The organism is Brevibacterium sp. UCMA 11754, from assembly GCF_021532275.1.
In the GTDB taxonomy this organism is placed as follows: Bacteria; Actinomycetota; Actinomycetes; order Actinomycetales; family Brevibacteriaceae; genus Brevibacterium.
In genome coordinates this window covers 1-24,372 of sequence record NZ_JACBOT010000003.1, presented here as the reverse complement: position 1 = coordinate 24,372, position 24,372 = coordinate 1, and the positions used below count along the sequence as shown (strand labels likewise).

General features: G+C 60.4%; 22 protein-coding genes and 9 pseudogenes. 14 read left to right on the top strand and 17 right to left on the bottom strand.

Features of this window, described 5'->3' with window-relative positions; genetic code table 11:
* The 3 genes and pseudogenes from HX613_RS22465 to HX613_RS22455 form a co-directional block, all read right to left on the bottom strand.
* Positions 1–193: pseudogene (locus tag HX613_RS22465) on the bottom strand (hypothetical protein); the annotation flags it as partial.
* A gap of 28 nt (positions 194–221) precedes the next feature.
* Positions 222–359 (bottom strand): annotated as a pseudogene (locus HX613_RS22460) (hypothetical protein); the annotation flags it as partial.
* A 20-nt stretch (positions 360–379) separates the two neighbouring features.
* Positions 380–1,003: an exodeoxyribonuclease VII large subunit gene (locus HX613_RS22455; RefSeq protein ID WP_328284881.1), complete on the bottom strand. Its 624-nt coding sequence runs from the start codon at positions 1,001–1,003 to the stop codon at positions 380–382.
* Positions 1,004–1,196: 193 nt separating this feature from the next.
* Between HX613_RS22455 and HX613_RS02390 the strand changes: the two are divergent.
* Positions 1,197–2,254: pseudogene (locus HX613_RS02390) on the top strand (4-hydroxy-3-methylbut-2-enyl diphosphate reductase).
* Positions 2,255–2,395: 141 nt separating this feature from the next.
* Here HX613_RS02390 and HX613_RS02385 read toward each other — a convergent pair.
* Positions 2,396–3,457, bottom strand: a complete 1,062-nt coding sequence (locus tag HX613_RS02385; RefSeq protein ID WP_235343904.1) for a DNA recombination protein RmuC — start codon at positions 3,455–3,457, stop codon at positions 2,396–2,398.
* 73 nt (positions 3,458–3,530) lie between these two features.
* On the opposite strand from HX613_RS02385, the gene ychF (HX613_RS02380) reads away from it, so the two are divergent.
* Genes ychF (HX613_RS02380) through HX613_RS02365 form a run of 4 tightly spaced genes read left to right on the top strand, consistent with a single transcriptional unit; the run spans position 3,531 to position 5,363 of the window.
* Complete coding sequence (gene ychF / locus HX613_RS02380; protein ID WP_235343898.1) at positions 3,531–4,616, top strand: redox-regulated ATPase YchF; 1,086 nt, start codon at positions 3,531–3,533, stop codon at positions 4,614–4,616.
* 33 nt (positions 4,617–4,649) lie between these two features.
* Positions 4,650–4,913 (top strand): type II toxin-antitoxin system RelE/ParE family toxin, encoded by a 264-nt coding sequence (locus HX613_RS02375; RefSeq protein ID WP_235343897.1) that lies wholly within the window; start codon positions 4,650–4,652, stop codon positions 4,911–4,913.
* Positions 4,906–5,226 carry a HigA family addiction module antitoxin gene (locus tag HX613_RS02370; RefSeq protein WP_235343905.1) on the top strand — a complete coding sequence of 107 codons (321 nt, stop codon included), beginning with the start codon at positions 4,906–4,908 and terminating at the stop codon, positions 5,224–5,226. The genes HX613_RS02375 and HX613_RS02370 overlap by 8 nt, the downstream gene beginning before the upstream one ends.
* The gene (locus HX613_RS02365) at positions 5,223–5,363 is read left to right on the top strand and encodes a hypothetical protein (RefSeq protein ID WP_235343896.1); all 141 of its coding nucleotides are present in this window, start codon (positions 5,223–5,225) and stop codon (positions 5,361–5,363) included. The genes HX613_RS02370 and HX613_RS02365 overlap by 4 nt, the downstream gene beginning before the upstream one ends.
* Before the next feature lie 422 nt (positions 5,364–5,785).
* Here the strand turns inward: HX613_RS02365 and HX613_RS02360 are convergent, their stop codons facing one another.
* Together HX613_RS02360 and HX613_RS02355 are read right to left on the bottom strand one after the other, a co-directional pair.
* Positions 5,786–6,826 carry a methionine synthase gene (locus tag HX613_RS02360; RefSeq protein WP_235343907.1) on the bottom strand — a complete coding sequence of 347 codons (1,041 nt, stop codon included), beginning with the start codon at positions 6,824–6,826 and terminating at the stop codon, positions 5,786–5,788.
* A gap of 17 nt (positions 6,827–6,843) precedes the next feature.
* Positions 6,844–7,836 (bottom strand): putative oxygenase MesX, encoded by a 993-nt coding sequence (locus HX613_RS02355; protein WP_235343903.1) that lies wholly within the window; start codon positions 7,834–7,836, stop codon positions 6,844–6,846.
* A 124-nt stretch (positions 7,837–7,960) separates the two neighbouring features.
* On the opposite strand from HX613_RS02355, the gene HX613_RS02350 reads away from it, so the two are divergent.
* Positions 7,961–8,902 carry a LysR family transcriptional regulator gene (locus tag HX613_RS02350; RefSeq protein ID WP_235343902.1) on the top strand — a complete coding sequence of 314 codons (942 nt, stop codon included), beginning with the start codon at positions 7,961–7,963 and terminating at the stop codon, positions 8,900–8,902.
* A gap of 928 nt (positions 8,903–9,830) precedes the next feature.
* Here HX613_RS02350 and HX613_RS02345 read toward each other — a convergent pair.
* Positions 9,831–10,727, bottom strand: a pseudogene (locus HX613_RS02345) (LysR family transcriptional regulator).
* 172 nt (positions 10,728–10,899) lie between these two features.
* Here HX613_RS02345 and HX613_RS22945 point away from each other — a divergent pair.
* Together HX613_RS22945 and HX613_RS02330 are read left to right on the top strand one after the other, a co-directional pair.
* A pseudogene (locus HX613_RS22945) lies at positions 10,900–11,888 on the top strand (putative oxygenase MesX).
* An 18-nt stretch (positions 11,889–11,906) separates the two neighbouring features.
* Positions 11,907–12,943 (top strand): annotated as a pseudogene (locus HX613_RS02330) (methionine synthase).
* Between the two features lie 422 nt (positions 12,944–13,365).
* Here the strand turns inward: HX613_RS02330 and HX613_RS02325 are convergent.
* The 8 genes and pseudogenes from HX613_RS02325 to ychF (HX613_RS02290) form a co-directional block, all read right to left on the bottom strand.
* Complete coding sequence (locus HX613_RS02325; protein WP_235343896.1) at positions 13,366–13,506, bottom strand: hypothetical protein; 141 nt, start codon at positions 13,504–13,506, stop codon at positions 13,366–13,368.
* On the bottom strand, positions 13,503–13,823 hold the full coding sequence (locus HX613_RS02320) for a HigA family addiction module antitoxin (RefSeq protein WP_235343906.1): 321 nt from the start codon (positions 13,821–13,823) through the stop codon (positions 13,503–13,505). The genes HX613_RS02325 and HX613_RS02320 overlap by 4 nt, the downstream gene beginning before the upstream one ends.
* A 90-nt stretch (positions 13,824–13,913) precedes the next feature.
* Positions 13,914–14,006 (bottom strand): annotated as a pseudogene (locus tag HX613_RS02315) (hypothetical protein); the annotation flags it as partial.
* Between the two features lie 118 nt (positions 14,007–14,124).
* A pseudogene (gene ychF, locus HX613_RS02310) lies at positions 14,125–15,141 on the bottom strand (redox-regulated ATPase YchF).
* Positions 15,142–15,540: 399 nt separating this feature from the next.
* The gene (locus HX613_RS02305; protein WP_235343896.1) at positions 15,541–15,681 is read right to left on the bottom strand and encodes a hypothetical protein; all 141 of its coding nucleotides are present in this window, start codon (positions 15,679–15,681) and stop codon (positions 15,541–15,543) included.
* The gene (locus HX613_RS02300; protein WP_235343905.1) at positions 15,678–15,998 is read right to left on the bottom strand and encodes a HigA family addiction module antitoxin; all 321 of its coding nucleotides are present in this window, start codon (positions 15,996–15,998) and stop codon (positions 15,678–15,680) included. The genes HX613_RS02305 and HX613_RS02300 overlap by 4 nt, the downstream gene beginning before the upstream one ends.
* Positions 15,991–16,254: a type II toxin-antitoxin system RelE/ParE family toxin gene (locus HX613_RS02295; RefSeq protein ID WP_235343897.1), complete on the bottom strand. Its 264-nt coding sequence runs from the start codon at positions 16,252–16,254 to the stop codon at positions 15,991–15,993. Before HX613_RS02295 ends, HX613_RS02300 begins: the two co-directional genes overlap by 8 nt.
* Positions 16,255–16,287: 33 nt before the next feature.
* Positions 16,288–17,373, bottom strand: a complete 1,086-nt coding sequence (ychF, locus tag HX613_RS02290; protein WP_235343898.1) for a redox-regulated ATPase YchF — start codon at positions 17,371–17,373, stop codon at positions 16,288–16,290.
* 73 nt (positions 17,374–17,446) lie between these two features.
* On the opposite strand from ychF (HX613_RS02290), the gene HX613_RS02285 reads away from it, so the two are divergent.
* Positions 17,447–18,631, top strand: a complete 1,185-nt coding sequence (locus HX613_RS02285; protein ID WP_235343899.1) for a DNA recombination protein RmuC — start codon at positions 17,447–17,449, stop codon at positions 18,629–18,631.
* 17 nt (positions 18,632–18,648) lie between these two features.
* On the opposite strand, the pseudogene HX613_RS02280 reads toward HX613_RS02285, so the two are convergent.
* Positions 18,649–19,705, bottom strand: a pseudogene (locus tag HX613_RS02280) (4-hydroxy-3-methylbut-2-enyl diphosphate reductase).
* An 82-nt stretch (positions 19,706–19,787) separates the two neighbouring features.
* Here HX613_RS02280 and HX613_RS02275 point away from each other — a divergent pair.
* Positions 19,788–20,867, top strand: a complete 1,080-nt coding sequence (locus HX613_RS02275; RefSeq protein WP_235343900.1) for a 4-hydroxy-3-methylbut-2-enyl diphosphate reductase — start codon at positions 19,788–19,790, stop codon at positions 20,865–20,867.
* A 17-nt stretch (positions 20,868–20,884) separates the two neighbouring features.
* On the opposite strand, the gene HX613_RS02270 is transcribed toward HX613_RS02275, so the two are convergent.
* Positions 20,885–22,069, bottom strand: coding sequence for a DNA recombination protein RmuC (locus tag HX613_RS02270; RefSeq protein ID WP_235343899.1), 1,185 nt, complete (start codon positions 22,067–22,069; stop codon positions 20,885–20,887).
* Between the two features lie 73 nt (positions 22,070–22,142).
* On the opposite strand from HX613_RS02270, the gene ychF (HX613_RS02265) reads away from it, so the two are divergent.
* The 4 genes from ychF (HX613_RS02265) to HX613_RS02250 are packed head-to-tail and all read left to right on the top strand — an operon-like array spanning position 22,143 to position 23,975.
* Positions 22,143–23,228 carry a redox-regulated ATPase YchF gene (ychF, locus tag HX613_RS02265; protein WP_235343898.1) on the top strand — a complete coding sequence of 362 codons (1,086 nt, stop codon included), beginning with the start codon at positions 22,143–22,145 and terminating at the stop codon, positions 23,226–23,228.
* Between the two features lie 33 nt (positions 23,229–23,261).
* Positions 23,262–23,525 (top strand): type II toxin-antitoxin system RelE/ParE family toxin, encoded by a 264-nt coding sequence (locus HX613_RS02260; protein ID WP_235343897.1) that lies wholly within the window; start codon positions 23,262–23,264, stop codon positions 23,523–23,525.
* Entirely contained in the window at positions 23,518–23,838 is a 321-nt protein-coding gene (locus HX613_RS02255; protein ID WP_235343905.1) for a HigA family addiction module antitoxin, read from the top strand. Before HX613_RS02260 ends, HX613_RS02255 begins: the two co-directional genes overlap by 8 nt.
* Positions 23,835–23,975, top strand: coding sequence for a hypothetical protein (locus HX613_RS02250; RefSeq protein WP_235343896.1), 141 nt, complete (start codon positions 23,835–23,837; stop codon positions 23,973–23,975). The genes HX613_RS02255 and HX613_RS02250 overlap by 4 nt, the downstream gene beginning before the upstream one ends.
* Positions 23,976–24,372: the final 397 nt, after the last annotated feature.

The window sequence follows — 24,372 nt, the reverse complement described above, 5'->3', positions numbered from 1 at the left end:
CCATAGTCTGCGGCTCGGCCAGCACCGGACGTGATCGGACTGAGGTGAGATCTCCTGCTCCCGGTCGATGATCCGGTTGACGGCGGCATCGAGTTCCGCCCGCGCCGCGCAGCAGGTTCATTGCTTCTTCGGCCACATCCGGCACGATGCGTTTGGCTGCGTCGGTGGGAAGTCGACGCTCTGATATCGGCAACTTCATCGAGGATCGGGCGGTCGGCCTCGTGGCCGATCGCCGACACGACGGGAGTGCTCGCCTCAGACACGGCCCGGACCAGGGCCTTCGTTGGAGAACGGCAACAGGTCTTCCATGCTCCCACCGCCGCGAGCGATGACGATGATGTCGATCTGCGGGTCGGCATCGAGTTGGCGAGATTCTTCATTACCCCGGCACAGCGTCGGGGCCCTGGACAGCGCAGTTGCGGATCTCGAACTCGGCGGCCGGCCAGCGCAGGGCGACGTTGCGAACGACGTCCTTCTGCGCGTCGGAGTCCGCGCCGGTGATGAGGCCGATCCGATTGGGCAGGAACGGCAGGCGTTTTCTTCCGATTCGGATCGAACAGTCCCTCCGCGCCGAGCTGTTTCTCAGTCGCTCGAGCCGGGCCAGCAGCTCACCGAGGCCGACAGCCCGGATTTCATTGGCCCGCATGGTCAGACGACCGGTCTTCGTCCAGAAATCTGCCTTGAGGTTGGCGACGACATGGCTGCCCTCCGACAGCGGAGCTCCAGTGCGGTCGAGCACGTTCTTCCAGATCTGGACCGGCAACGACATTTCGACGTCGTTATCGCGCAGAGTCAGGTAGCTGGCCTTGCCGCGGTGATTGAGCTCGACAACCTGTCCCTCGATCCACACACTCGACATGCGGTCGATATAGGATTTCATCTTGCTTGAGAGCAGACTCAGGGGCCACGGGTTCTCCGCCGTCGTCTCACCTGCCGTCGCAGCCAGTTCCTGAGCGTCGACTGTTTCGCCGAGGGTTCCGGAGTGCCGGAATTCGTTCGCCATGTTGTCTCCCCTTCCCAATCCACCACCCTAACGAACGGTGGTGACATGGCGAATCATCGCCGCGCAGGAACTCAGGCGATCGGGGATGGAATCCGGTGGTGGGAGCGGTGGTGTGATTGTGATTGCTTCACCTTTGTAGCCGTTGTTCAGGTGCCCGGCCTAAACTGAGCTTGTGACTGCCGTATCTGTACCCATGCCCACCATTCCGCGCAGCGTATTGCTCCGGAGGACATCCGGACGCCGAAGGTGCTGACCAGAAGGTGCTTCTGGCTGCCCGCGCGCGGATACTGTGCCGGAGTTGACCGCGCAGTGATCGCCGTCGAGCGCGCACTCGAGCACTATGTGCTCCCGTCTACGTTCGCAAGGAGATTGTGCACAACCGTCATGTGGTCGACACCCTCTCCGAACGCGGCGCCGTCTTCGTCAACGAGACTGATGAAGTTCCCGAGGGTGCTCGACTTGTGTGTCTCCGCGCACGGTGTGTCTCCTGCGGTGCACGCGCGCGAGGCGGCCGCTCGTGAGCTGTCCACGATCGATGCCACATGCCCACTGGTGACGAAGGTCCACCGCGGCAGTTCGATTCGCCCGTGACGGTTACAGAATTCTTCTGGTCGGCCACGCAGGTCACGAAGAGGTCGAAGGCACGATGGGAGAGGCTCCCGACGACATCACGCTGATCCAGAACCTGAGGAAGCCAAGACTGTCGAGATCGGCAATGCAGAGAGCCTGGTCTGGCTCTCACAGACGACGTTGAGTGTCGACGAGACGATGGAGACGGTCAACATTCTGCGGGAACGGTTCCCCCACCTGCAGGACCCTCCAAGCGACGACATCTGCTATGCCACCTCGAACCGGCAGGTGGCCGTGAAGAAGATCGCCCCGCAGTCCGATCTGGTGCTGGTTGTCGGCTCAGCCAATTCGTCGAACTCCGTGCGTCTGGTCGAAGTTGCTCTGGAGCACGGGGCCAGGGACGCACGACGCGTCGATTTCGCTCGAGAGGTCGACGAGTCCTGGTTCCATGATGTCGCAACGGTCGGCGTGACCTCAGGAGCGAGCGTGCCGGAAGGGCTGGTCCAGGACCTTCTCAAGCTGTTGGGCGAGTACGGCTTCGGCTCGGTCGAGGAAATCGTCACAGCGGAGGAAGACATCATGTTCTCCCTGCCGCGCGAACTGCGCAAGGATCTCAAGGCCGCCGGGAAGAAGACATCGAACAAACGTGATGGCGCTGACCGGGATCACGACCTGATCTGATCTGATCGGTACCTGGTCTAATCGGAGCCCGTGCGGCGACGTCTCAGATCAGTCGTATCCTGTGCTGCGAATGAATCCTGTCCCGCAGTGCTTGGCCGTGTAAGTTCTTCAGCACTGACTCCGCGGCTGCGTGAGTCGAGCTCAGCAACTGCATCGAGTTCGGTGGCAACGATTCCCGTGTTCGGAAATTTTTCGGGCAGTGACGAGGAACCGCGACTCCAGTGAAGAGACGAAACGATTGTAGTCCTCAACCGATCGATCCAGACTCGATCCCATCCGCGTCACGTGCGTGACCAGAGTGCCGATGCGTTCGTAGAGTTCGGTGCCGAGTTTGAGCACCTCGGCCGCGACGTGCTCATGTCCGCCTGTCGCCCAATTGAGCGCCACGGTCTTGAGCAGAACCAGAAGCGTGGCGGGGGAGGCGAGTACGACGTTCTTGCCGAGAGCATGATCAATCATCTTCGGATAGGTGGACGCTGCCGAGGACAGCAGCCCGTCCGTGGGGACGAAGCAGACAACGAAGTCCGGGGCCGAGTCGAAGGACTTCCAATACTCCTTGGATGCCAGCGAATCGATGTGTCGCAGCAGCGCGCGAGCATGATCATCGGCGTTGGAATCAGTACTGTCCATCCGGGCAGACAGTGGGGTTTTGGCGTCGATGATGATCGTTCCGCCGCCGGGTAGGTTCACGGTCATGTCGGGGCGATGGCGTTTGCCATCACGCACACTGCTGACCTGAGTCTCGAAATCCACGTGGGGGAGGAGGCCTGCATATTCGACGATGCGTTTGAGCTGGACCTCGCCCCAGTCTCCACGTTGAGTCGTCGAATTCAGTGCGCTTGCCAGTGATCCGGTGGACTCCTGCAGTCTGAGGTTCTGTTGGCTCAGGTGCCCGATCTGCGTATTGAGGCGCGTAATCTGTTCCAGTTGTGTTCGGTCCTGGGACTGAAGGTTCTCCTGCAGGTGATTGACACTTGCCGCCAACGGACCGATGGCCGCGGTGATCTCACCAGCCATCTGCGCATCGGCTTCCAAATCCTCTGTCCGGCTGGTGAGAATCCGAGACGTAGTCTCCGCTCTCGTGAGTCGCTCAATATAGCGAGAACGCGCGTGCGCGCGCCCGAGGAGGAAGCCGAGGACGACGCTGATGATGATCGCCAGGATGAGGACGACGATCACTCCTGTGGCGGGGAAAGAGTTCATGACTCAAGCGTGACAGACGGCACTGACACGAGATTTAGACCCGCACCTCGGCGCCGGGATAGACTTAGCTACCGTGGCTCTAACTATCGGAATCGTGGGACTGCCCAATGTCGGCAAGTCGACCATGTTTAATGCATTGACCAAGAACCAAGTTCTCGCGGCGAACTACCCGTTCGCGACGATCGAACCCAACGTTGGCGTGGTGCCGTTGCCTGACGCGCGACTGACTCGATTGGCAGAGATCTTCAGCTCGGAGCGAATCCTCAACGCAACAGTCGACTTCGTCGATATCGCAGGGATCGTCCGCGGCGCATCCGAAGGTGAGGGGCTGGGCAATCAGTTCCTGGCCAACATCCGCGAGGCTGAAGCGATCTGCCAGGTCATCCGTGGCTTCGTCGATGACGACGTGATCCACGTCGAAGGAAAGATCAGCCCAGCTGATGACATCGACACCATCAACACCGAGCTCATCCTCGCCGACCTCCAGACCTTGGAAAAAGCGCGGCCGCGGATCGAGAAGGAAGTCAAAGGCAAACGGGCGCCGGCAGAGCAGCTGGCTGCCATCGACGCCGCTGTCGAGATCCTCGAGAGTGGAAAGACTCTCTATCAGGCGATGCAGGCCGACAAGTTCGACGTCACCGAGCTGCGCGAGCTGCAGCTGATGACCGTCAAGCCGTTCCTCTACGTCTTCAACGTCGATGACGATGTGCTCGCTGACGAAGAGAAGAAGGCAGAGATGCGTGCATTGGTGGCACCTGTCGAAGCGATTTTCCTTGACGCCAAGTTCGAGTCGGAACTCGCCGAGCTCGACGCCGAGGAAGCCCTCGAGATGCTGGAATCCACCGGTCAGGACGAAGCCGGTCTGGACAAGCTGGCACGAGTCGGATTCGACACATTGGGCCTGCAGACCTACCTGACGGCCGGTCCTAAGGAATCCCGTGCCTGGACCATTCCGAAGGGCGCAACCGCCCCTGAAGCCGCCGGCGTTATTCACACCGACTTCCAAAAGGGCTTCATCAAGGCCGAGGTCGTCTCCTTCGATGACCTCGATGCCAACGGTTCGATGGCCGCAGCCAAATCAGCCGGCAAGGTCCGGATGGAAGGCAAGGAATACGTGATGGTCGACGGCGACGTGGTGGAATTTAGGTTTAACGTATAGCGTTAATGACGGTGTCCGTTATACACTGGACTCGTGATCAGATCGTTCGGCAGCAAGGACACCGAGCACATCTGGCATGAGCAGTACGTCAAGCGCGTTGATCGGATGGTGCAGCGGGCGACCTTGTGGAAGCTCGAGCTGATCCATGCGGTGAAGGATGTCGAGGACCTCCGGGTCCTGCCAGGCAACCGCCTGGAGCGTCCGGTCGGCGACCGACGCGGGCAGCATAGCATCCGCGTGAACGCGCAATGGCGTCTCTGCTTCGTCTGGAGAGATGGAGGTGCGGACGATGTCTAACTCGTCGACTACCACTGAGAGCGACCTGATCGAGCCGATCCACCCTGGAAAGATCCTGATGGAGGATTTCATCGAGGGCTTCGGGATCACTCAAAACAAGCTCGCGGTGTCGATCGGTGTGCCGCCGCGGCGGATCAACGAGATCGTGCACGGCAAGCGGGGCATCACGGCCGATACCGCGATCCGTCTGGCGAGGTACTTCGGGACGTCCGAGGAGTTGTGGATGAACCTGCAGTCAAACTACGAGCTGCGGCTCCAGCGTCGGGCGCTGCGTGACAAGGTCGCCGCGATCAAGCCGTTGCGGGTGGCTTGAGTTTGTCTGTCCAGGCAGACCTGTTCGGCCAGCGCCGGTACTCCGTGCGCTTCGACTGGGGGCCTCGAGGTGCGCGGGCTGTCGGTGCTGAAGTGAACGTCATCGTCGACGTGTTGAGCTTCTCGACGTCTGTGTGAGTGGCTGTCGAACGCGGGATGAGCGTTTTCCATACCGGTGGAAGGGTGTGGATGCCGAAGCGTTCGCCCGGGAGCGCGATGCCGGACTGGCCGTTGGCCGGCTGGAGGCCGCTGCGCCAGGTTCGCCGTCGGCGATCCCTGCGTCTATTGCGAACAAGCTCCACATTGCCATGGCATCCTGCCGGCGGCCGCTCTGCATGTGCTCGCGCGCGAAGAGAAGGTGAAGCACTGCCTGTGCGCCCACGATCTGCCACCGCCGGTGCGATGACTGACCGGCGGTGATCGTGAGGCCAAGAGTCTGGTCTGCAGCCCCGAGTACGCGTCGGGTTCGGACTTCAGCGTCCGTCAATCTGAGCCACCGCCCTCCCGAGAGAGGTGCGATGGTCATCGGCTTGCTGAGTCCAAAATATGCCGTCAGGGGTTCAGGACCTTGTGACAGAGAGCTCCTCACGAACGATGCTCGTTCCCGCGCTCAGCGCGCTCAACTTCCCGAGGGCGACATCCCGCGAGAACGGCGCCATGCCGCAGTTTGTGCTCGGGATGAGGTTGTCCGAGTCGACGAATTTGAGCGCCTTGCGCAGGGTGTCGGCAACTTCCTCCGGAGTCTCGATGGTCTCATTCGCCACGTCGATGGCCCCGAGCATGACCTTTTTGCCGCGGATGAGCTCGATGAGGTCCATCGGGACACGGGAGTTATGGCACTCCAGTGAGACGATGTCGATGGTCGACTGCCGCAGGAGCGGGAACGATTCCTCGTACTGGCGCCATTCTGACCCGAGGGTTGCTTTCCAGTCATTGTTTGCAGTGATCCCGTAGCCGTAGCAGATGTGCACGGCGGTTTCCGCGCGCAGTCCTTCCGCAGCTCGCTCCAGCGTGGCAATTCCCCAGTCCTTCATCTCGTCGAAGAAGACATTGAAGGCAGGCTCGTCGAACTGGATGATGTCCACTCCGGCTGCTTCCAGGTCCCGCGCCTCCTGATTGAGAACTGCGGCGAACTCCCAGGCCAATTTCTCGCGGCTCTTGTAATAGCCGTCGTAGAGCGTGTCGATCATAGTCATCGGGCCGGGGAGCGCCCATTTGATCGGTTGGTCGGTCTGCTGCCGGAGGAACTTCGCGTCGTCGGCGAACACTGGCTTCTCACGGCTCACTGCGCCGACCACGGTAGGCACGCTTGCGTCATAGCGATCACGGATTCGAACCGTCTCCCGCTTCTCGAAATCAACGCCGTTGAGGTGTTCGATGAATGTGGTGACGAAATGCTGTCGGGTCTGTTCTCCGTCGCTGACGATATCGATGCCGCGGTTGGTCTGCTCGTGGACTGCGATACGCAGGGCATCACGTCTGCCCTCGGCCAGGTCATCGCCCTGCAGATTCCACGGTGACCAGAGGATCTCAGGCTGTGCGAGCCATGACGGCTTCGGCAGGCTGCCGACGATCGAAGTGGGCAATAGTGTCGGCGTCATCGATTCTTCTCCTGTGCTCATGCAGCTGGAATGGGATAGTTGGCGGCCCACTGTTCGAGCATTTCCCGGTGTGGGTTGATGAAAGCCTCCGCCGTGTACTTTCCCTGCTTGATTGCAAGCTGACTACGTTCGGCGCGATCGTAGGCAATCGGTGTCTCCGAGAAGTCCTGCCGCTTCAGCGTCGGCCGGTAGGTCGCCTCGGCGGCCACGTGCGCATTGTAGATCTCCGGTCGATAGATCCTTTGGAAGGTCTCCATCGTGCTGATCGTGCCGATGAGCTGCAGATTGGAATAGTCGTTGAGGAGATCGCCGCGAAAATAGAACGCAAGCGGCGCGACACTGCCGGGCGGCATGAAGTATCTCACCTGCAGTCCCATCTTTCCGAAGTAGTCGTCGGTCAGCGAATACTCGTCCTGCTGGTACTCCACGCCGAGGATCGGATGGTGATTCTCGGTGCGATGGTACGTCTTGCTCGTCGACACACTGATGCAGACCACGGGTGCCGCCCGGAAGCGTTCCCGATATGCTGCGGAATCGAGGAAGTGCTGGAACAGTTTGCCGTGGAGATCGCCGAAGTCGTCGGGGACGGTGAATTCGCTCGCAGCATCGTTGACCGCTGGAAGTCGCACGCTGAAATCGAAATCGCGGACGTAGGACGAGAAGTTGTTTCCCACGATCCCGGGGTGGCGGTCACCAGTCCTTCGATCGACGATTTGGATGTCCAGAACCTCGAGCAATGGGAATTCCTGATCGCCGTCTGCAGCCCTGAACTGGAGCTCCCCGGAGACGATCTCGAGGTCGACGGTGTAGCGGTCCCTATCGGGGTTGTCCCAGTGGGCGAGGTCGTTGAACCGGCGATTGATAGTCGTCAGGGTGTTGCGGAGGTTCTGCCGACGATGCTCGCCCCTGGCGAGGTTCGCGAAGTTCGTCGTGGCTCGTGAACTATCCGATGGCGAGTAGTGCTCGTCGAATCGGGTGGTAGTGATGCTGAATGTGAACTCGGTTGTCATGGACGTCCAATTCCGTAATCGATCGGCCGGGCTCGGCCATGCGGAGGTCTTCGAAACCATCCTGCAGGCAACGGGCGGATATCGGGTAACTTGGCTCAACTATGGATTCATATAGTCTTTATCTATGGCCCGAGGATTGAGAAGCATCACGCTGCTGCAGCTCCACTACTTCATCGAGGTCGCGGCGGAGGGCTCGATCACGGCCGCTGCTGATCTGCTCTATGTCTCCCAGCCGACGATGTCTGCAGCTATGAAGGATCTTGAGACCCGGGTGGGTCGGGCGTTGCTCTTCCGATCCGCCCGCGGGGTGACGCTCACTGTTGATGGTGCGGAGTTCCTCGGCTATGCGAGGCAAGTCGTTGAGCAGGCGGAGCTCCTCGAGCAGCATTATCTCGGGCGGCCCCCGTCGCGACGTCTACTCGGGGTATCGGCGCAGCACTACTCGTTCGTGGTCGATGCGTTCGTGCGGATGGTCAAGGCCAGCGATGCGGCCGAGTATGAGTTCTCGCTGCGTGAGACTCGCACCTGGGACATCATCGAAGATGTTCGCACGCTCCGCAGTGAGCTCGGCATTCTTTACCGGAACGACTTCAACCAGAAGGTCATCGACAAACTGCTGCGGGACTCCGGACTTGTCTTTCACCCGCTTTTCGTTGCAGTCCCGCACATCTTCATCTCCCGGAAGAACCCGCTTGCCGCCCGAGATCGCGTCACCCTCGACGATCTCGCCGACGTACCACGGCTCACCTTCGATCAGGGAGCGAACAACTCGTTCTACTTCGCCGAGGAGATCCTGTCGACTTTGTCGAGTAAGCAGGAGATCCGGGTCTCCGACCGTGCGACGATCTTCAATCTCATGATCGGGCTCGACGGCTACACGATCTCGACGGGCATCATCAGCGATGACCTCGATCCAGAGATCGTCGCGATTCCGCTCGACGTCGACGAACGCATCGAGATCGGCTGGATCGACCATTCCGGGATCCCGCTCACCGAGCAAGCGCGACGCTACCTCGAAGAAGTGCGGGCCGTCATCACGGGTTTCGGTCTCGAACTGCTCGGCTAGCTCCGAGAATGCTGTCTGCGTCCATGATGCTCGTGCGCAAGGGCGATTGCTCACCTAACCGGATCATGTCCTGCGCTAGAGTGACCCCTGGCGTCAGCATATGATCGCAACGATGAGATCTGATGCAGGTGGAGTGTCAACCTGGAAGATCGAAAGTTGAGGACAGAAGATGACCAACAGCACGAGTTCGCTGCCGCACTCGGAAAGAGGGGGCGTCGCGAAAGTATTCCGGGTAATGGTCCTCGTCCTCGGTCTCATACTGGGCGTGATTGCAGCGATCTTCGGACTCGCATCGCTGATTCCCGGGCTTGGGCCACTCAGCACGGTTGCGGCTCGGTTCGCGCCCACCGTGGCACCGATAACGGCTCTGGCAGGACTGATCGTGCTCCTCGTCGGAATCGTCGCTATGCGCAGGGGGCGTCGGCGCACAGGTGCAGTCAAACGGCCCCTGCCGCATCGACGATTACCCGCTGTGGATAGCCGAATCAGTCCATACGGCCGACGCCAGTCTAATCAGGTGGCCACACGGTGGGCGCGGCGACATCACCGGCCGACCCACCAGTGACGAGGTGGCCCAAGCCCCGGGATACAGAGATGCGCGTAGTCCGACATCGCTGCAATCAAGCCCAGTAGTGGAAGAGCCAGGCCGACGTGCGAGGAACCATATACACACCCTAACTACCGTTACGCGGAACGAACGCCCCCTCTATTCCCGACTGGCGGCAGCGAACTCGCGCGACATCGCGCGTCTGGTCATCTTCCTGTCCTCAACTTTCGCTTCCAGGTTGACACTCGCACCTGCATCAGATCTCATCGTTGCGATCATATGCTGACGCCAGGGTCGACTGCTAGCGCAGGACATGAGTCCGGTTAGGTGAGCAATCCCCCTTGCGCACGAGCATCATGGACGCAGACAGCATTCTCGGAGCTAGCCGAGCAGTTCGAGACGAAACCCTGTGATGACGGCCCGGCACTTCTTCGAGGTAGCGTCGCGCTTGCTCGGTGAGCGGGATCTCCGGGAATGTTCGATCCAGCCGATCTCGATGCGTTCGTCGAGCGTCGAGCGGAATCGGCGACGATCTCTGGATCGAGGTCATCGCTGATGATGCCCGTCGAGATCGTGTGTAGCCGTCGAGCCCGATCATGAGATTGAAGATCGTCGCACGGTCGGAGACCCGGATCTCCTGCTTACTCGACAAAGTCGACAGGATCTCCTCGGCGAAGTAGAACGAGTTGTTCGCTCCCTGATCGAAGGTGAGCCGTGGTACGCGCGGTCGAGATCGTCGAGGTGACGCGATCTCGGCGGCAAGCGGTTCTTCCGGAGGATGAAGATGTGCGGGACTGCAACGAAAAGCGGGTGAAAGACAAGTCCGGAGTCCCGCAGCAGTTTGTCGATGACCTTCTGGTTGAAGTCGTTCCGGTAAAGAATGCCGAGCTCACTGCGGAGCGTGCGAACATCTTCGATGATGTCCCAGGTGCGAGTCTCACGCAGCGAGAACTCATACTCGGCGCATCGCTGGCCTTGACCATCCGCACGAACGCATCGACCACGAACGAGTAGTGCTGCGCCGATACCCCGAGTAGACGTCGCGACGGGGGCGCGCCGAGATAATGCTGCTCGAGGAGCTCCGCCTGCTCACCACTTGCCTCGCATAGCCGAGGAACTCCGCACCATCAACAGTGAGCGTCACCCCGCGGGCGGATCGGAAGAGCAACGCCCGACCCACCCGGGTCCTCAGATCCTTCATAGCTGCAGACATCGTCGGCTGGAGACATAAGCAGATCAGCAGCGGCCGTGATCGAGCCCTCCGCCGCGACCCTCGATGAAGTAGTGGAGCCTGCAGCAGCGTGATGCTTCTCAATCCTCGGGCCATAGATAAAGACTATATGAATCCATAGTTGAGCCAAGTTACCCGATATCCGCCCGTTGCCTGCAGGATGGTTTCGAAGACCTCCGCATGGCCGAGCCCGCCGATCGATTACGGAATTGGACGTCCATGACAACCGAGTTCACATTCAGCTCACTACCACCCGATTCGACGAGCACTACTCGCCATCGGATAGTTCACGAGCCACGACGAACTTCGCGAACCTCGCCAGGGGCGAGCATCGTCGGCAGAACCTCCGCAACACCCTGACGACTATCAATCGCCGGTTCAACGACCTCGCCCACTGGGACAACCCCGATAGGGACCGCTACACCGTCGACCTCGAGATCGTCTCCGGGGAGCTCCAGTTCAGGGCTGCAGACGGCGATCAGGAATTCCCATTGCTCGAGTTTCTGGACATCCAAATCGTCGATCGAAGGACTGTTGACCGCCACCCCGGGATCGTGGGAAACAACTTCTCGTCCTACGTCCGCGATTTCGATTTCAGCGTGCGACCTTCCAGCGGTCAACGATGCTGCGAGCGAATTCACCGTCCCCGACGACTTCGGCGATCTCCACGGCAAACTGTTCCAGCACTTCCTCGATTCCGCAGCATATCGGGAACGCTTCCGGGCGGCACCCGTGGTCTGCATCAGTGTGTCGACGAGCAAGACGTACCATCGCACCGAGAATCACCATCCGATCCTCGCGTGGAGTACCAGCAGGACGAGTATTCGCTGACCGACGACTACTTCGGAAAGATGGGACTGCAGGTGAGATACTTCATGCCGCCCGGCAGTGTCGCGCCGCTTGCGTTCTATTTTCGCGGCGATCTCCTCAACGACTATTCCAATCTGCAGCTCATCGGCACGATCAGCACGATGGAGACCTTCCAAAGGATCTATCGACCGGAATCTACAATGCGCACGTGGCCGCCGAGGCGACCTACCGGCCGACGCTGAAGCGGCAGGACTTCTCGGAGACACCGATTGCCTACGATCGCGCCGAACGTAGTCAGCTTGCAATCAAGCAGGAAAGTACACGGCGGAGGCTTTCATCAACCACACCGGGAAATGCTCGAACAGTGGGCCGCCAACTATCCCATTCCAGCTGCATGAGCCACAGGAGAAGAATCGATGACGCCGACACTATTGCCCACTTCGATCGTCGGCAGCCTGCCGAAGCCGTCATGGCTCGCACAGCCTGAGATCCTCTGGTCACCGTGGAATCTGCAGGGCGATGACCTGGCCGAGGGCAGACGTGATGCCCTGCGTATCGCAGTCCACGAGCAGACCAACCGCGGCATCGATATCGTCAGCGACGGAGAACAGACCCGACAGCATTTCGTCACCACATTCATCGAACACCTCAACGGCGTTGATTTCGAGAAGCGGGAGACGGTTCGAATCCGTGATCGCTATGACGCAAGCGTGCCTACCGTGGTCGGCGCAGTGAGCCGTGAGAAGCCAGTGTTCGCCGACGACGCGAAGTTCCTCCGGCAGCAGACCGACCAACGATCAAATGGGCGCTCCCCGCCCGATGACTATGATCGACACGCTCTACGACGGCTATTACAAGAGCCGCGAGAAATTGGCCTGGGAGTTCGCCGCAGTTCTCAATCAGGAGGCGCGGGACCTGGAAGCAGCCGGAGTGGACATCATCCAGTTCGACGAGCCTGCCTTCAATGTCTTCTTCGACGAGATGAAGGACTGGGGAATTGCCACGCTGGAGCGAGCTGCGGAAGGACTGCGCGCGGAAACCGCCGTGCACATCTGCTACGGCTACGGGATCACTGCAAACAATGACTGGAAAGCAACCCTCGGTCAGAATGGCGCCAGTACGAGGAATCGTTCCCGCTCCTGCGGCAGTCGACCATCGACATCGTCTCACTGGAGTGCCATAACTCCCGTGTCCCGATGGACCTCATCGAGCTCATCCGCGGCAAAAAGGTCATGCTCGGGGCATCGACGTGGCGAATGAGACCATCGAGACTCCGGAGGAAGTTGCCGACACCCTGCGCAAGGCGCTCAAATTCGTCGACTCGGACAACCTCATCCCGAGCACAAACTGCGGCATGGCGCCGTTCTCGCGGGATGTCGCCCTCGGGAAGTTGAGCGCGCTGAGCGCGGGAACGAGCATCGTTCGTGAGGAGCTCTCTGTCACAAGGTCCTGAACCCCTGACGGCATATTTTGGACTCAGCAAGCCGATGACCATCGCACCTCTCTCGGGAGGGCGGTGGCTCTCTATTGACGGACGCTGAAGTCCGAACCCGACGCGTACTCGGGGCTGCAGACCAGACTCTTGGCCTCACGATCACCGCCGGTCAGTCATCGCACCGGCGGTGGCAGATCGGGGCGCACAGGCAGTGCTTCACCTTCTCTTCGCGCGCGAGCACATGCAGAGCGGCCGCCGGCAGGATGCCATGGCAATGTGGAGCTTGTTCGCAATAGACGCAGGGATCGCCGACGGCGAACCTGGCGCAGCGGCCTCCAGCCGGCCAACGGCCAGTCCGGCATCGCGCTCCCGGGCGAACGCTTCGGCATCCACACCCTTCCACCGGTATGGAAAACGCTCATCCCGCGTTCGACAGCCACTCACACAGACGTCGAGAAGCTCAACACGTCGACGATGACGTTCACTTCAGCACCGACAGCCCGCGCACCTCGAGGCCCCCAGTCGAAGCGCACGGAGTACCGGCGCTGGCCGAACAGGTCTGCCTGGACAGACAAACTCAAGCCACCCGCAACGGCTTGATCGCGGCGACCTTGTCACGCAGCGCCCGACGCTGGAGCCGCAGCTCGTAGTTTGACTGCAGGTTCATCCACAACTCCTCGGACGTCCCGAAGTACCTCGCCAGACGGATCGCGGATCGGCCGTGATGCCGCCGCTTGCCGTGCACGATCTCGTTGATCCGCCGCGGCGGCACACCGATCGACACCGCGAGCTTGTTTTGAGTGATCCCGAAGCCCTCGATGAAATCCTCCATCAGGATCTTTCCAGGGTGGATCGGCTCGATCAGGTCGCTCTCAGTGGTAGTCGACGAGTTAGACATCGTCCGCACCTCCATCTCTCCAGACGAAGCGAGACGCCATTGCGCGTTCACGCGGATGCTATGCTGCCCGCGTCGGTCGCCGACCGGACGCTCCAGGCGGTTGCCTGGCAGGACCCGGAGGTCCTCGACATCCTTCACCGCATGGATCAGCTCGAGCTTCCACAAGGTCGCCCGCTGCACCATCCGATCAACGCGCTTGACGTACTGCTCATGCCAGATGTGCTCGGTGTCCTTGCTGCCGAACGATCTGATCACGAGTCCAGTGTATAACGGACACCGTCATTAACGCTATACGTTAAACCTAATTCCACCACGTCGCGTCGACCATCACGTATTCCTTGCCTTCCATCCGGACCTTGCCGGCTGATTTGCTGCGGCCATCGAACCGTTGGCATCGAGGTCATCGAAGGAGACGACCTCGGCCTTGATGAAGCCCTTTTGGAAGTCGGTGTGAATAACGCCGGCGGCTTCAGGGGCGGTTGCGCCCTTCGGAATGGTCCAGGCACGGGATTCCTTAGGACCGGCCGTCAGGTAGGTCTGCAGCCCAATGGTCGAATCCGACTCGTGCCAGCTTGTCCAGACCGGCTTCGTCCTGACCGGTGGATTCCAGCATCTCGAGGGCTTCCTCGGCGTCGAGCTCGGCGAGTTCCGACTCGAACTTGGCGTCAAGGAAAATCGCTTCGACAGGTGCCACCAATGCACGCATCTCTGCCTTCTTCTCTTCGTCAGCGAGCACATCGTCATCGACGTTGAAGACGTAGAGGAACGGCTTGACGGTCATCAGCTGCAGCTCGCGCAGCTCGGTGACGTCGAACTTGTCGGCCTGCATCGCCTGATAGAGAGTCTTTCCCTCTCGAGGATCTCGACAGCGGCGTCGATGGCAGCCAGCTGCTCTGCCGGCGCCCGTTTGCCTTTGACTTCCTTCTCGATCCGCGGCCGCGCTTTTTCCAAGGTCTGGAGGTCGGCGAGGATGAGCTCGGTGTTGATGGTGTCGATGTCATCAGCTGGGGCTGATCTTTCCTTCGACGTGGATCACGTCGTCATCGACGAAGCCACGGATGACCTGGCAGATCGCTTCAGCCTCGCGGATGTTGGCCAGGAACTGATTGCCCAGCCCCTCACCTTCGGATGCGCCGCGGACGATCCCTGCGATATCGACGAAGTCGACTGTTGCGTTGAGGATTCGCTCCGAGCTGAAGATCTCTGCCAATCGAGTCAGTCGCGCGTCAGGCAACGGCACCACGCCAACGTTGGGTTCGATCGTCGCGAACGGGTAGTTCGCCGCGAGAACTTGGTTCTTGGTCAATGCATTAAACATGGTCGACTTGCCGACATTGGGCACCTCTCTCGGGAGGGCGGTGGCTCAGATTGACGGACGCTGAAGTCCGAACCCGACGCGTACTCGGGGCTGCAGACCAGACTCTTGGCCTCACGATCACCGCCGGTCAGTCATCGCACCGGCGGTGGCAGATCGTGGGCGCACAGGCAGTGCTTCACCTTCTCTTCGCGCGCGAGCACATGCAGAGCGGCCGCCGGCAGGATGCCATGGCAATGTGGAGCTTGTTCGCAATAGACGCAGGGATCGCCGACGGCGAACCTGGCGCAGCGGCCTCCAGCCGGCCAACGGCCAGTCCGGCATCGCGCTCCCGGGCGAACGCTTCGGCATCCACACCCTTCCACCGGTATGGAAAACGCTCATCCCGCGTTCGACAGCCACTCACACAGACGTCGAGAAGCTCAACACGTCGACGATGACGTTCACTTCAGCACCGACAGCCCGCGCACCTCGAGGCCCCCAGTCGAAGCGCACGGAGTACCGGCGCTGGCCGAACAGGTCTGCCTGGACAGACAAACTCAAGCCACCCGCAACGGCTTGATCGCGGCGACCTTGTCACGCAGCGCCCGACGCTGGAGCCGCAGCTCGTAGTTTGACTGCAGGTTCATCCACAACTCCTCGGACGTCCCGAAGTACCTCGCCAGACGGATCGCGGTATCGGCCGTGATGCCCCGCTTGCCGTGCACGATCTCGTTGATCCGCCGCGGCGGCACACCGATCGACACCGCGAGCTTGTTTTGAGTGATCCCGAAGCCCTCGATGAAATCCTCCATCAGGATCTTTCCAGGGTGGATCGGCTCGATCAGGTCGCTCTCAGTGGTAGTCGACGAGTTAGACATCGTCCGCACCTCCATCTCTCCAGACGAAGCAGAGACGCCATTGCGCGTTCACGCGGATGCTATGCTGCCCGCGTCGGTCGCCGACCGGACGCTCCAGGCGGTTGCCTGGCAGGACCCGGAGGTCCTCGACATCCTTCACCGCATGGATCAGCTCGAGCTTCCACAAGGTCGCCCGCTGCACCATCCGATCAACGCGCTTGACGTACTGCTCATGCCAGATGTGCTCGGTGTCCTTGCTGCCGAACGATCTGATCACGAGTCCAGTGTATAACGGACACCGTCATTAACGCTATACGTTAAACCTAAATTCCACCACGTCGCCGTCGACCATCACGTATTCCTTGCCTTCCATCCGGACCTTGCCGGCTGATTTGGCTGCGGCCATCGAACCGTTGGCATCGAGGTCATCGAAGGAGACGACCTCGGCCTTGATGAAGCCCTTTTGGAAGTCGGTGTGAATAACGCCGGCGGCTTCAGGGGCGGTTGCGCCCTTCGGAATGGTCCAGGCACGGGATTCCTTAGGACCGGCCGTCAGGTAGGTCTGCAGGCCCAATGTGTCGAATCCGACTCGTGCCAGCTTGTCCAGACCGGCTTCGTCCTGACCGGTGGATTCCAGCATCTCGAGGGCTTCCTCGGCGTCGAGCTCGGCGAGTTCCGACTCGAACTTGGCGTCAAGGAAAATCGCTTCGACAGGTGCCACCAATGCACGCATCTCTGCCTTCTTCTCTTCGTCAGCGAGCACATCGTCATCGACGTTGAAGACGTAGAGGAACGGCTTGACGGTCATCAGCTGCAGCTCGCGCAGCTCGGTGACGTCGAACTTGTCGGCCTGCATCGCCTGATAGAGAGTCTTTCCACTCTCGAGGATCTCGACAGCGGCGTCGATGGCAGCCAGCTGCTCTGCCGGCGCCCGTTTGCCTTTGACTTCCTTCTCGATCCGCGGCCGCGCTTTTTCCAAGGTCTGGAGGTCGGCGAGGATGAGCTCGGTGTTGATGGTGTCGATGTCATCAGCTGGGCTGATCTTTCCTTCGACGTGGATCACGTCGTCATCGACGAAGCCACGGATGACCTGGCAGATCGCTTCAGCCTCGCGGATGTTGGCCAGGAACTGATTGCCCAGCCCCTCACCTTCGGATGCGCCGCGGACGATCCCTGCGATATCGACGAAGTCGACTGTTGCGTTGAGGATTCGCTCCGAGCTGAAGATCTCTGCCAATCGAGTCAGTCGCGCGTCAGGCAACGGCACCACGCCAACGTTGGGTTCGATCGTCGCGAACGGGTAGTTCGCCGCGAGAACTTGGTTCTTGGTCAATGCATTAAACATGGTCGACTTGCCGACATTGGGCAGTCCCACGATTCCGATAGTTAGAGCCACGGTAGCTAAGTCTATCCCGGCGCCGAGGTGCGGGTCTAAATCTCGTGTCAGTGCCGTCTGTCACGCTTGAGTCATGAACTCTTTCCCCGCCACAGGAGTGATCGTCGTCCTCATCCTGGCGATCATCATCAGCGTCGTCCTCGGCTTCCTCCTCGGGCGCGCGCACGCGCGTTCTCGCTATATTGAGCGACTCACGAGAGCGGAGACTACGTCTCGGATTCTCACCAGCCGGACAGAGGATTTGGAAGCCGATGCGCAGATGGCTGGTGAGATCACCGCGGCCATCGGTCCGTTGGCGGCAAGTGTCAATCACCTGCAGGAGAACCTTCAGTCCCAGGACCGAACACAACTGGAACAGATTACGCGCCTCAATACGCAGATCGGGCACCTGAGCCAACAGAACCTCAGACTGCAGGAGTCCACCGGATCACTGGCAAGCGCACTGAATTCGACGACTCAACGTGGAGACTGGGGCGAGGTCCAGCTCAAACGCATCGTCGAATATGCAGGCCTCCTCCCCCACGTGGATTTCGAGACTCAGGTCAGCAGTGTGCGTGATGGCAAACGCCATCGCCCCGACATGACCGTGAACCTACCCGGCGGCGGAACGATCATCATCGACGCCAAAACCCCACTGTCTGCCCGGATGGACAGTACTGATTCCAACGCCGATGATCATGCTCGCGCGCTGCTGCGACACATCGATTCGCTGGCATCCAAGGAGTATTGGAAGTCCTTCGACTCGGCCCCGGACTTCGTTGTCTGCTTCGTCCCCACGGACGGGCTGCTGTCCTCGGCAGCGTCCACCTATCCGAAGATGATTGATCATGCTCTCGGCAAGAACGTCGTACTCGCCTCCCCCGCCACGCTTCTGGTTCTGCTCAAGACCGTGGCGCTCAATTGGCGACAGGCGGACATGAGCACGTCCGCGGCCGAGGTGCTCAAACTCGGCACCGAACTCTACGAACGCATCGGCACTCTGGTCACGCACGTGACGCGGATGGGATCGAGTCTGGATCGATCGGTTGAGGACTACAATCGTTTCGTCTCTTCACTGGAGTCGCGGTTCCTCGTCACTGCCCGAAAATTTCCGAACACGGGAATCGTTGCCACCGAACTCGATGCAGTTGCTGAGCTCGACTCACGCAGCCGCGGAGTCAGTGCTGAAGAACTTACACGGCCAAGCACTGCGGGACAGGATTCATTCGCAGCACAGGATACGACTGATCTGAGACGTCGCCGCACGGGCTCCGATTAGACCAGGTACCGATCAGATCAGATCAGGTCGTGATCCCGGTCAGCGCCATCACGTTTTGTTCGATGTCTTCTTCCGGCGGCCTTGAGATCCTTGCGCAGTTCGCGCGGCAGGAGAACATGATGTCTTCCTCCGCTGTGACGATTTCCTCGACCGAGCCGAAGCCGTACTCGCCCAACAGCTTGAGAAGGTCCTGGACCAGCCCTTCCGGCACGCTCGCTCCTGAGGTCACGCCGACCGTTGCGACATCATGGAACCAGGACTCGTCGACCTCTCGAGCGAAATCGACGCGTCGTGCGTCCCTGGCCCCGTGCTCCAGAGCAACTTCGACCAGACGCACGGAGTTCGACGAATTGGCTGAGCCGACAACCAGCACCAGATCGGACTGCGGGGCGATCTTCTTCACGGCCACCTGCCGGTTCGAGGTGGCATAGCAGATGTCGTCGCTTGGAGGGTCCTGCAGGTGGGGGAACCGTTCCCGCAGAATGTGACCGTCTCCATCGTCTCGTCGACACTCAACGTCGTCTGTGAGAGCCAGACCAGGCTCTCTGCATTGCCGATCTCGACAGTCTTGGCTTCCTCAGGGTTCTGGATCAGCGTGATGTCGTCGGGAGCCTCTCCCATCGTGCCTTCGACCTCTTCGTGACCTGCGTGGCCGACCAGAAGAATTCTGTAACCGTCACGGGCGAATCGAACTGCCTCGCGGTGGACCTTCGTCACCAGTGGGCATGTGGCATCGATCGTGGACAGCTCACGAGCGGCCGCCTCGGCGTGCACCGCAGGAGACACACCGTGCGCGGAGAACACAAGTCGAGCACCCTCGGGAACTTCATCAGTCTCGTTGACGAAGACGGCGCCGCGTTCGGAGAGGGTGTCGACCACATGACGGTTGTGCACAATCTCCTTGCGAACGTAGACGGGAGCACCATAGTGCTCGAGTGCGCGCTCGACGGCGATCACTGCGCGGTCAACTCCGGCACAGTATCCGCGCGGGGCAGCCAGAAGCACCTTCTGGTCAGCACCTTCGGGCGTCCGGATGTCCTCCGGAGCAATACGCTTGCGCGGAATGGTGGGCATGGGTACAGATACGGCAGTCACAAGCTCAGTTTAGGCCGGGCACCTTTGTAGCCGTTGTTCAGGTGCCCGGCCTAAACTGAGCTTGGACTGCCGTATCTGTACCCATGCCACCATTCCGCGCAAGCGTATTGCTCCGGAGGACATCCGGACGCCCGAAGGTGCTGACCAGAAGGTGCTTCTGGCTGCCCCGCGCGGATACTGTGCCGGAGTTGACCGCGCAGTGATCGCCGTCGAGCGCGCACTCGAGCACTATGGTGCTCCCGTCTACGTTCGCAAGGAGATTGTGCACAACCGTCATGTGGTCGACACCCTCTCCGAACGCGGCGCCGTCTTCGTCAACGAGACTGATGAAGTTCCCGAGGGTGCTCGACTTGTGTTCTCCGCGCACGGTGTGTCTCCTGCGGTGCACGCCGAGGCGGCCGCTCGTGAGCTGTCCACGATCGATGCCACATGCCCACTGGTGACGAAGGTCCACCGCGAGGCAGTTCGATTCGCCCGTGACGGTTACAGAATTCTTCTGGTCGGCCACGCAGGTCACGAAGAGGTCGAAGGCACGATGGGAGAGGCTCCCGACGACATCACGCTGATCCAGAACCCTGAGGAAGCCAAGACTGTCGAGATCGGCAATGCAGAGAGCCTGGTCTGGCTCTCACAGACGACGTTGAGTGTCGACGAGACGATGGAGACGGTCAACATTCTGCGGGAACGGTTCCCCCACCTGCAGGACCCTCCAAGCGACGACATCTGCTATGCCACCTCGAACCGGCAGGTGGCCGTGAAGAAGATCGCCCCGCAGTCCGATCTGGTGCTGGTTGTCGGCTCAGCCAATTCGTCGAACTCCGTGCGTCTGGTCGAAGTTGCTCTGGAGCACGGGGCCAGGGACGCACGACGCGTCGATTTCGCTCGAGAGGTCGACGAGTCCTGGTTCCATGATGTCGCAACGGTCGGCGTGACCTCAGGAGCGAGCGTGCCGGAAGGGCTGGTCCAGGACCTTCTCAAGCTGTTGGGCGAGTACGGCTTCGGCTCGGTCGAGGAAATCGTCACAGCGGAGGAAGACATCATGTTCTCCCTGCCGCGCGAACTGCGCAAGGATCTCAAGGCCGCCGGGAAGAAGACATCGAACAAACGTGATGGCGCTGACCGGGATCACGACCTGATCTGATCTGATCGGTACCTGGTCTAATCGGAGCCCGTGCGGCGACGTCTCAGATCAGTCGTATCCTGTGCTGCGAATGAATCCTGTCCCGCAGTGCTTGGCCGTGTAAGTTCTTCAGCACTGACTCCGCGGCTGCGTGAGTCGAGCTCAGCAACTGCATCGAGTTCGGTGGCAACGATTCCCGTGTTCGGAAATTTTCGGGCAGTGACGAGGAACCGCGACTCCAGTGAAGAGACGAAACGATTGTAGTCCTCAACCGATCGATCCAGACTCGATCCCATCCGCGTCACGTGCGTGACCAGAGTGCCGATGCGTTCGTAGAGTTCGGTGCCGAGTTTGAGCACCTCGGCCGCGGACGTGCTCATGTCCGCCTGTCGCCAATTGAGCGCCACGGTCTTGAGCAGAACCAGAAGCGTGGCGGGGGAGGCGAGTACGACGTTCTTGCCGAGAGCATGATCAATCATCTTCGGATAGGTGGACGCTGCCGAGGACAGCAGCCCGTCCGTGGGGACGAAGCAGACAACGAAGTCCGGGGCCGAGTCGAAGGACTTCCAATACTCCTTGGATGCCAGCGAATCGATGTGTCGCAGCAGCGCGCGAGCATGATCATCGGCGTTGGAATCAGTACTGTCCATCCGGGCAGACAGTGGGGTTTTGGCGTCGATGATGATCGTTCCGCCGCCGGGTAGGTTCACGGTCATGTCGGGGCGATGGCGTTTGCCATCACGCACACTGCTGACCTGAGTCTCGAAATCCACGTGGGGGAGGAGGCCTGCATATTCGACGATGCGTTTGAGCTGGACCTCGCCCCAGTCTCCACGTTGAGTCGTCGAATTCAGTGCGCTTGCCAGTGATCCGGTGGACTCCTGCAGTCTGAGGTTCTGTTGGCTCAGGTGCCCGATCTGCGTATTGAGGCGCGTAATCTGTTCCAGTTGTGTTCGGTCCTGGGACTGAAGGTTCTCCTGCAGGTGATTGACACTTGCCGCCAACGGACCGATGGCCGCGGTGATCTCACCAGCCATCTGCGCATCGGCTTCCAAATCCTCTGTCCGGCTGGTGAGAATCCGAGACGTAGTCTCCGCTCTCGTGAGTCGCTCAATATAGCGAGAACGCGCGTGCGCGCGCCCGAGGAGGAAGCCGAGGACGACGCTGATGATGATCGCCAGGATGAGGACGACGATCACTCCTGTGGCGGGGAAAGAGTTCATGACTCAAGCGTGACAGACGGCACTGACACGAGATTTAGACCCGCACCTCGGCGCCGGGATAGACTTAGCTACCGTGGCTCTAACTATCGGAATCGTGGGACTGCCCAATGTCGGCAAGTCGACCATGTTTAATGCATTGACCAAGAACCAAGTTCTCGCGGCGAACTACCCGTTCGCGACGATCGAACCCAACGTTGGCGTGGTGCCGTTGCCTGACGCGCGACTGACTCGATTGGCAGAGATCTTCAGCTCGGAGCGAATCCTCAACGCAACAGTCGACTTCGTCGATATCGCAGGGATCGTCCGCGGCGCATCCGAAGGTGAGGGGCTGGGCAATCAGTTCCTGGCCAACATCCGCGAGGCTGAAGCGATCTGCCAGGTCATCCGTGGCTTCGTCGATGACGACGTGATCCACGTCGAAGGAAAGATCAGCCCAGCTGATGACATCGACACCATCAACACCGAGCTCATCCTCGCCGACCTCCAGACCTTGGAAAAAGCGCGGCCGCGGATCGAGAAGGAAGTCAAAGGCAAACGGGCGCCGGCAGAGCAGCTGGCTGCCATCGACGCCGCTGTCGAGATCCTCGAGAGTGGAAAGACTCTCTATCAGGCGATGCAGGCCGACAAGTTCGACGTCACCGAGCTGCGCGAGCTGCAGCTGATGACCGTCAAGCCGTTCCTCTACGTCTTCAACGTCGATGACGATGTGCTCGCTGACGAAGAGAAGAAGGCAGAGATGCGTGCATTGGTGGCACCTGTCGAAGCGATTTTCCTTGACGCCAAGTTCGAGTCGGAACTCGCCGAGCTCGACGCCGAGGAAGCCCTCGAGATGCTGGAATCCACCGGTCAGGACGAAGCCGGTCTGGACAAGCTGGCACGAGTCGGATTCGACACATTGGGCCTGCAGACCTACCTGACGGCCGGTCCTAAGGAATCCCGTGCCTGGACCATTCCGAAGGGCGCAACCGCCCCTGAAGCCGCCGGCGTTATTCACACCGACTTCCAAAAGGGCTTCATCAAGGCCGAGGTCGTCTCCTTCGATGACCTCGATGCCAACGGTTCGATGGCCGCAGCCAAATCAGCCGGCAAGGTCCGGATGGAAGGCAAGGAATACGTGATGGTCGACGGCGACGTGGTGGAATTTAGGTTTAACGTATAGCGTTAATGACGGTGTCCGTTATACACTGGACTCGTGATCAGATCGTTCGGCAGCAAGGACACCGAGCACATCTGGCATGAGCAGTACGTCAAGCGCGTTGATCGGATGGTGCAGCGGGCGACCTTGTGGAAGCTCGAGCTGATCCATGCGGTGAAGGATGTCGAGGACCTCCGGGTCCTGCCAGGCAACCGCCTGGAGCGTCCGGTCGGCGACCGACGCGGGCAGCATAGCATCCGCGTGAACGCGCAATGGCGTCTCTGCTTCGTCTGGAGAGATGGAGGTGCGGACGATGTCTAACTCGTCGACTACCACTGAGAGCGACCTGATCGAGCCGATCCACCCTGGAAAGATCCTGATGGAGGATTTCATCGAGGGCTTCGGGATCACTCAAAACAAGCTCGCGGTGTCGATCGGTGTGCCGCCGCGGCGGATCAACGAGATCGTGCACGGCAAGCGGGGCATCACGGCCGATACCGCGATCCGTCTGGCGAGGTACTTCGGGACGTCCGAGGAGTTGTGGATGAACCTGCAGTCAAACTACGAGCTGCGGCTCCAGCGTCGGGCGCTGCGTGACAAGGTCGCCGCGATCAAGCCGTTGCGGGTGGCTTGAGTTTGTCTGTCCAGGCAGACCTGTTCGGCCAGCGCCGGTACTCCGTGCGCTTCGACTGGGGGCCTCGAGGTGCGCGGGCTGTCGGTGCTGAAGTGAACGTCATCGTCGACGTGTTGAGCTTCTCGACGTCTGTGTGAGTGGCTGTCGAACGCGGGATGAGCGTTTTCCATACCGGTGGAAGGGTGTGGATGCCGAAGCGTTCGCCCGGGAGCGCGATGCCGGACTGGCCGTTGGCCGGCTGGAGGCCGCTGCGCCAGGTTCGCCGTCGGCGATCCCTGCGTCTATTGCGAACAAGCTCCACATTGCCATGGCATCCTGCCGGCGGCCGCTCTGCATGTGCTCGCGCGCGAAGAGAAGGTGAAGCACTGCCTGTGCGCCCACGATCTGCCACCGCCGGTGCGATGACTGACCGGCGGTGATCGTGAGGCCAAGAGTCTGGTCTGCAGCCCCGAGTACGCGTCGGGTTCGGACTTCAGCGTCCGTCAATCTGAGCCACCGCCCTCCCGAGAGAGGTGCGCCCCTCCGTTGTTGTTG

Excerpts from the sequence above, each read along its gene's own strand:
- HX613_RS22455 (WP_328284881.1), bottom strand. The coding sequence starts at position 1,003 with ATGGCGAACGAATTCCGGCACTCCGGAACCCTCGGCGAAACAGTCGAC.
- HX613_RS02385 (WP_235343904.1), bottom strand. The coding sequence starts at position 3,457 with ATGAACTCTTTCCCCGCCACAGGAGTGATCGTCGTCCTCATCCTGGCG.
- HX613_RS02370 (WP_235343905.1), top strand. The coding sequence starts at position 4,906 with ATGTCTAACTCGTCGACTACCACTGAGAGCGACCTGATCGAGCCGATC.
- HX613_RS02360 (WP_235343907.1), bottom strand. The coding sequence starts at position 6,826 with ATGACGCCGACACTATTGCCCACTTCGATCGTCGGCAGCCTGCCGAAG.
- HX613_RS02355 (WP_235343903.1), bottom strand. The coding sequence starts at position 7,836 with ATGACAACCGAGTTCACATTCAGCATCACTACCACCCGATTCGACGAG.
- HX613_RS02350 (WP_235343902.1), top strand. The coding sequence starts at position 7,961 with ATGGCCCGAGGATTGAGAAGCATCACGCTGCTGCAGCTCCACTACTTC.
- HX613_RS02320 (WP_235343906.1), bottom strand. The coding sequence starts at position 13,823 with ATGTCTAACTCGTCGACTACCACTGAGAGCGACCTGATCGAGCCGATC.
- HX613_RS02300 (WP_235343905.1), bottom strand. The coding sequence starts at position 15,998 with ATGTCTAACTCGTCGACTACCACTGAGAGCGACCTGATCGAGCCGATC.
- HX613_RS02285 (WP_235343899.1), top strand. The coding sequence starts at position 17,447 with ATGAACTCTTTCCCCGCCACAGGAGTGATCGTCGTCCTCATCCTGGCG.
- HX613_RS02270 (WP_235343899.1), bottom strand. The coding sequence starts at position 22,069 with ATGAACTCTTTCCCCGCCACAGGAGTGATCGTCGTCCTCATCCTGGCG.
- HX613_RS02255 (WP_235343905.1), top strand. The coding sequence starts at position 23,518 with ATGTCTAACTCGTCGACTACCACTGAGAGCGACCTGATCGAGCCGATC.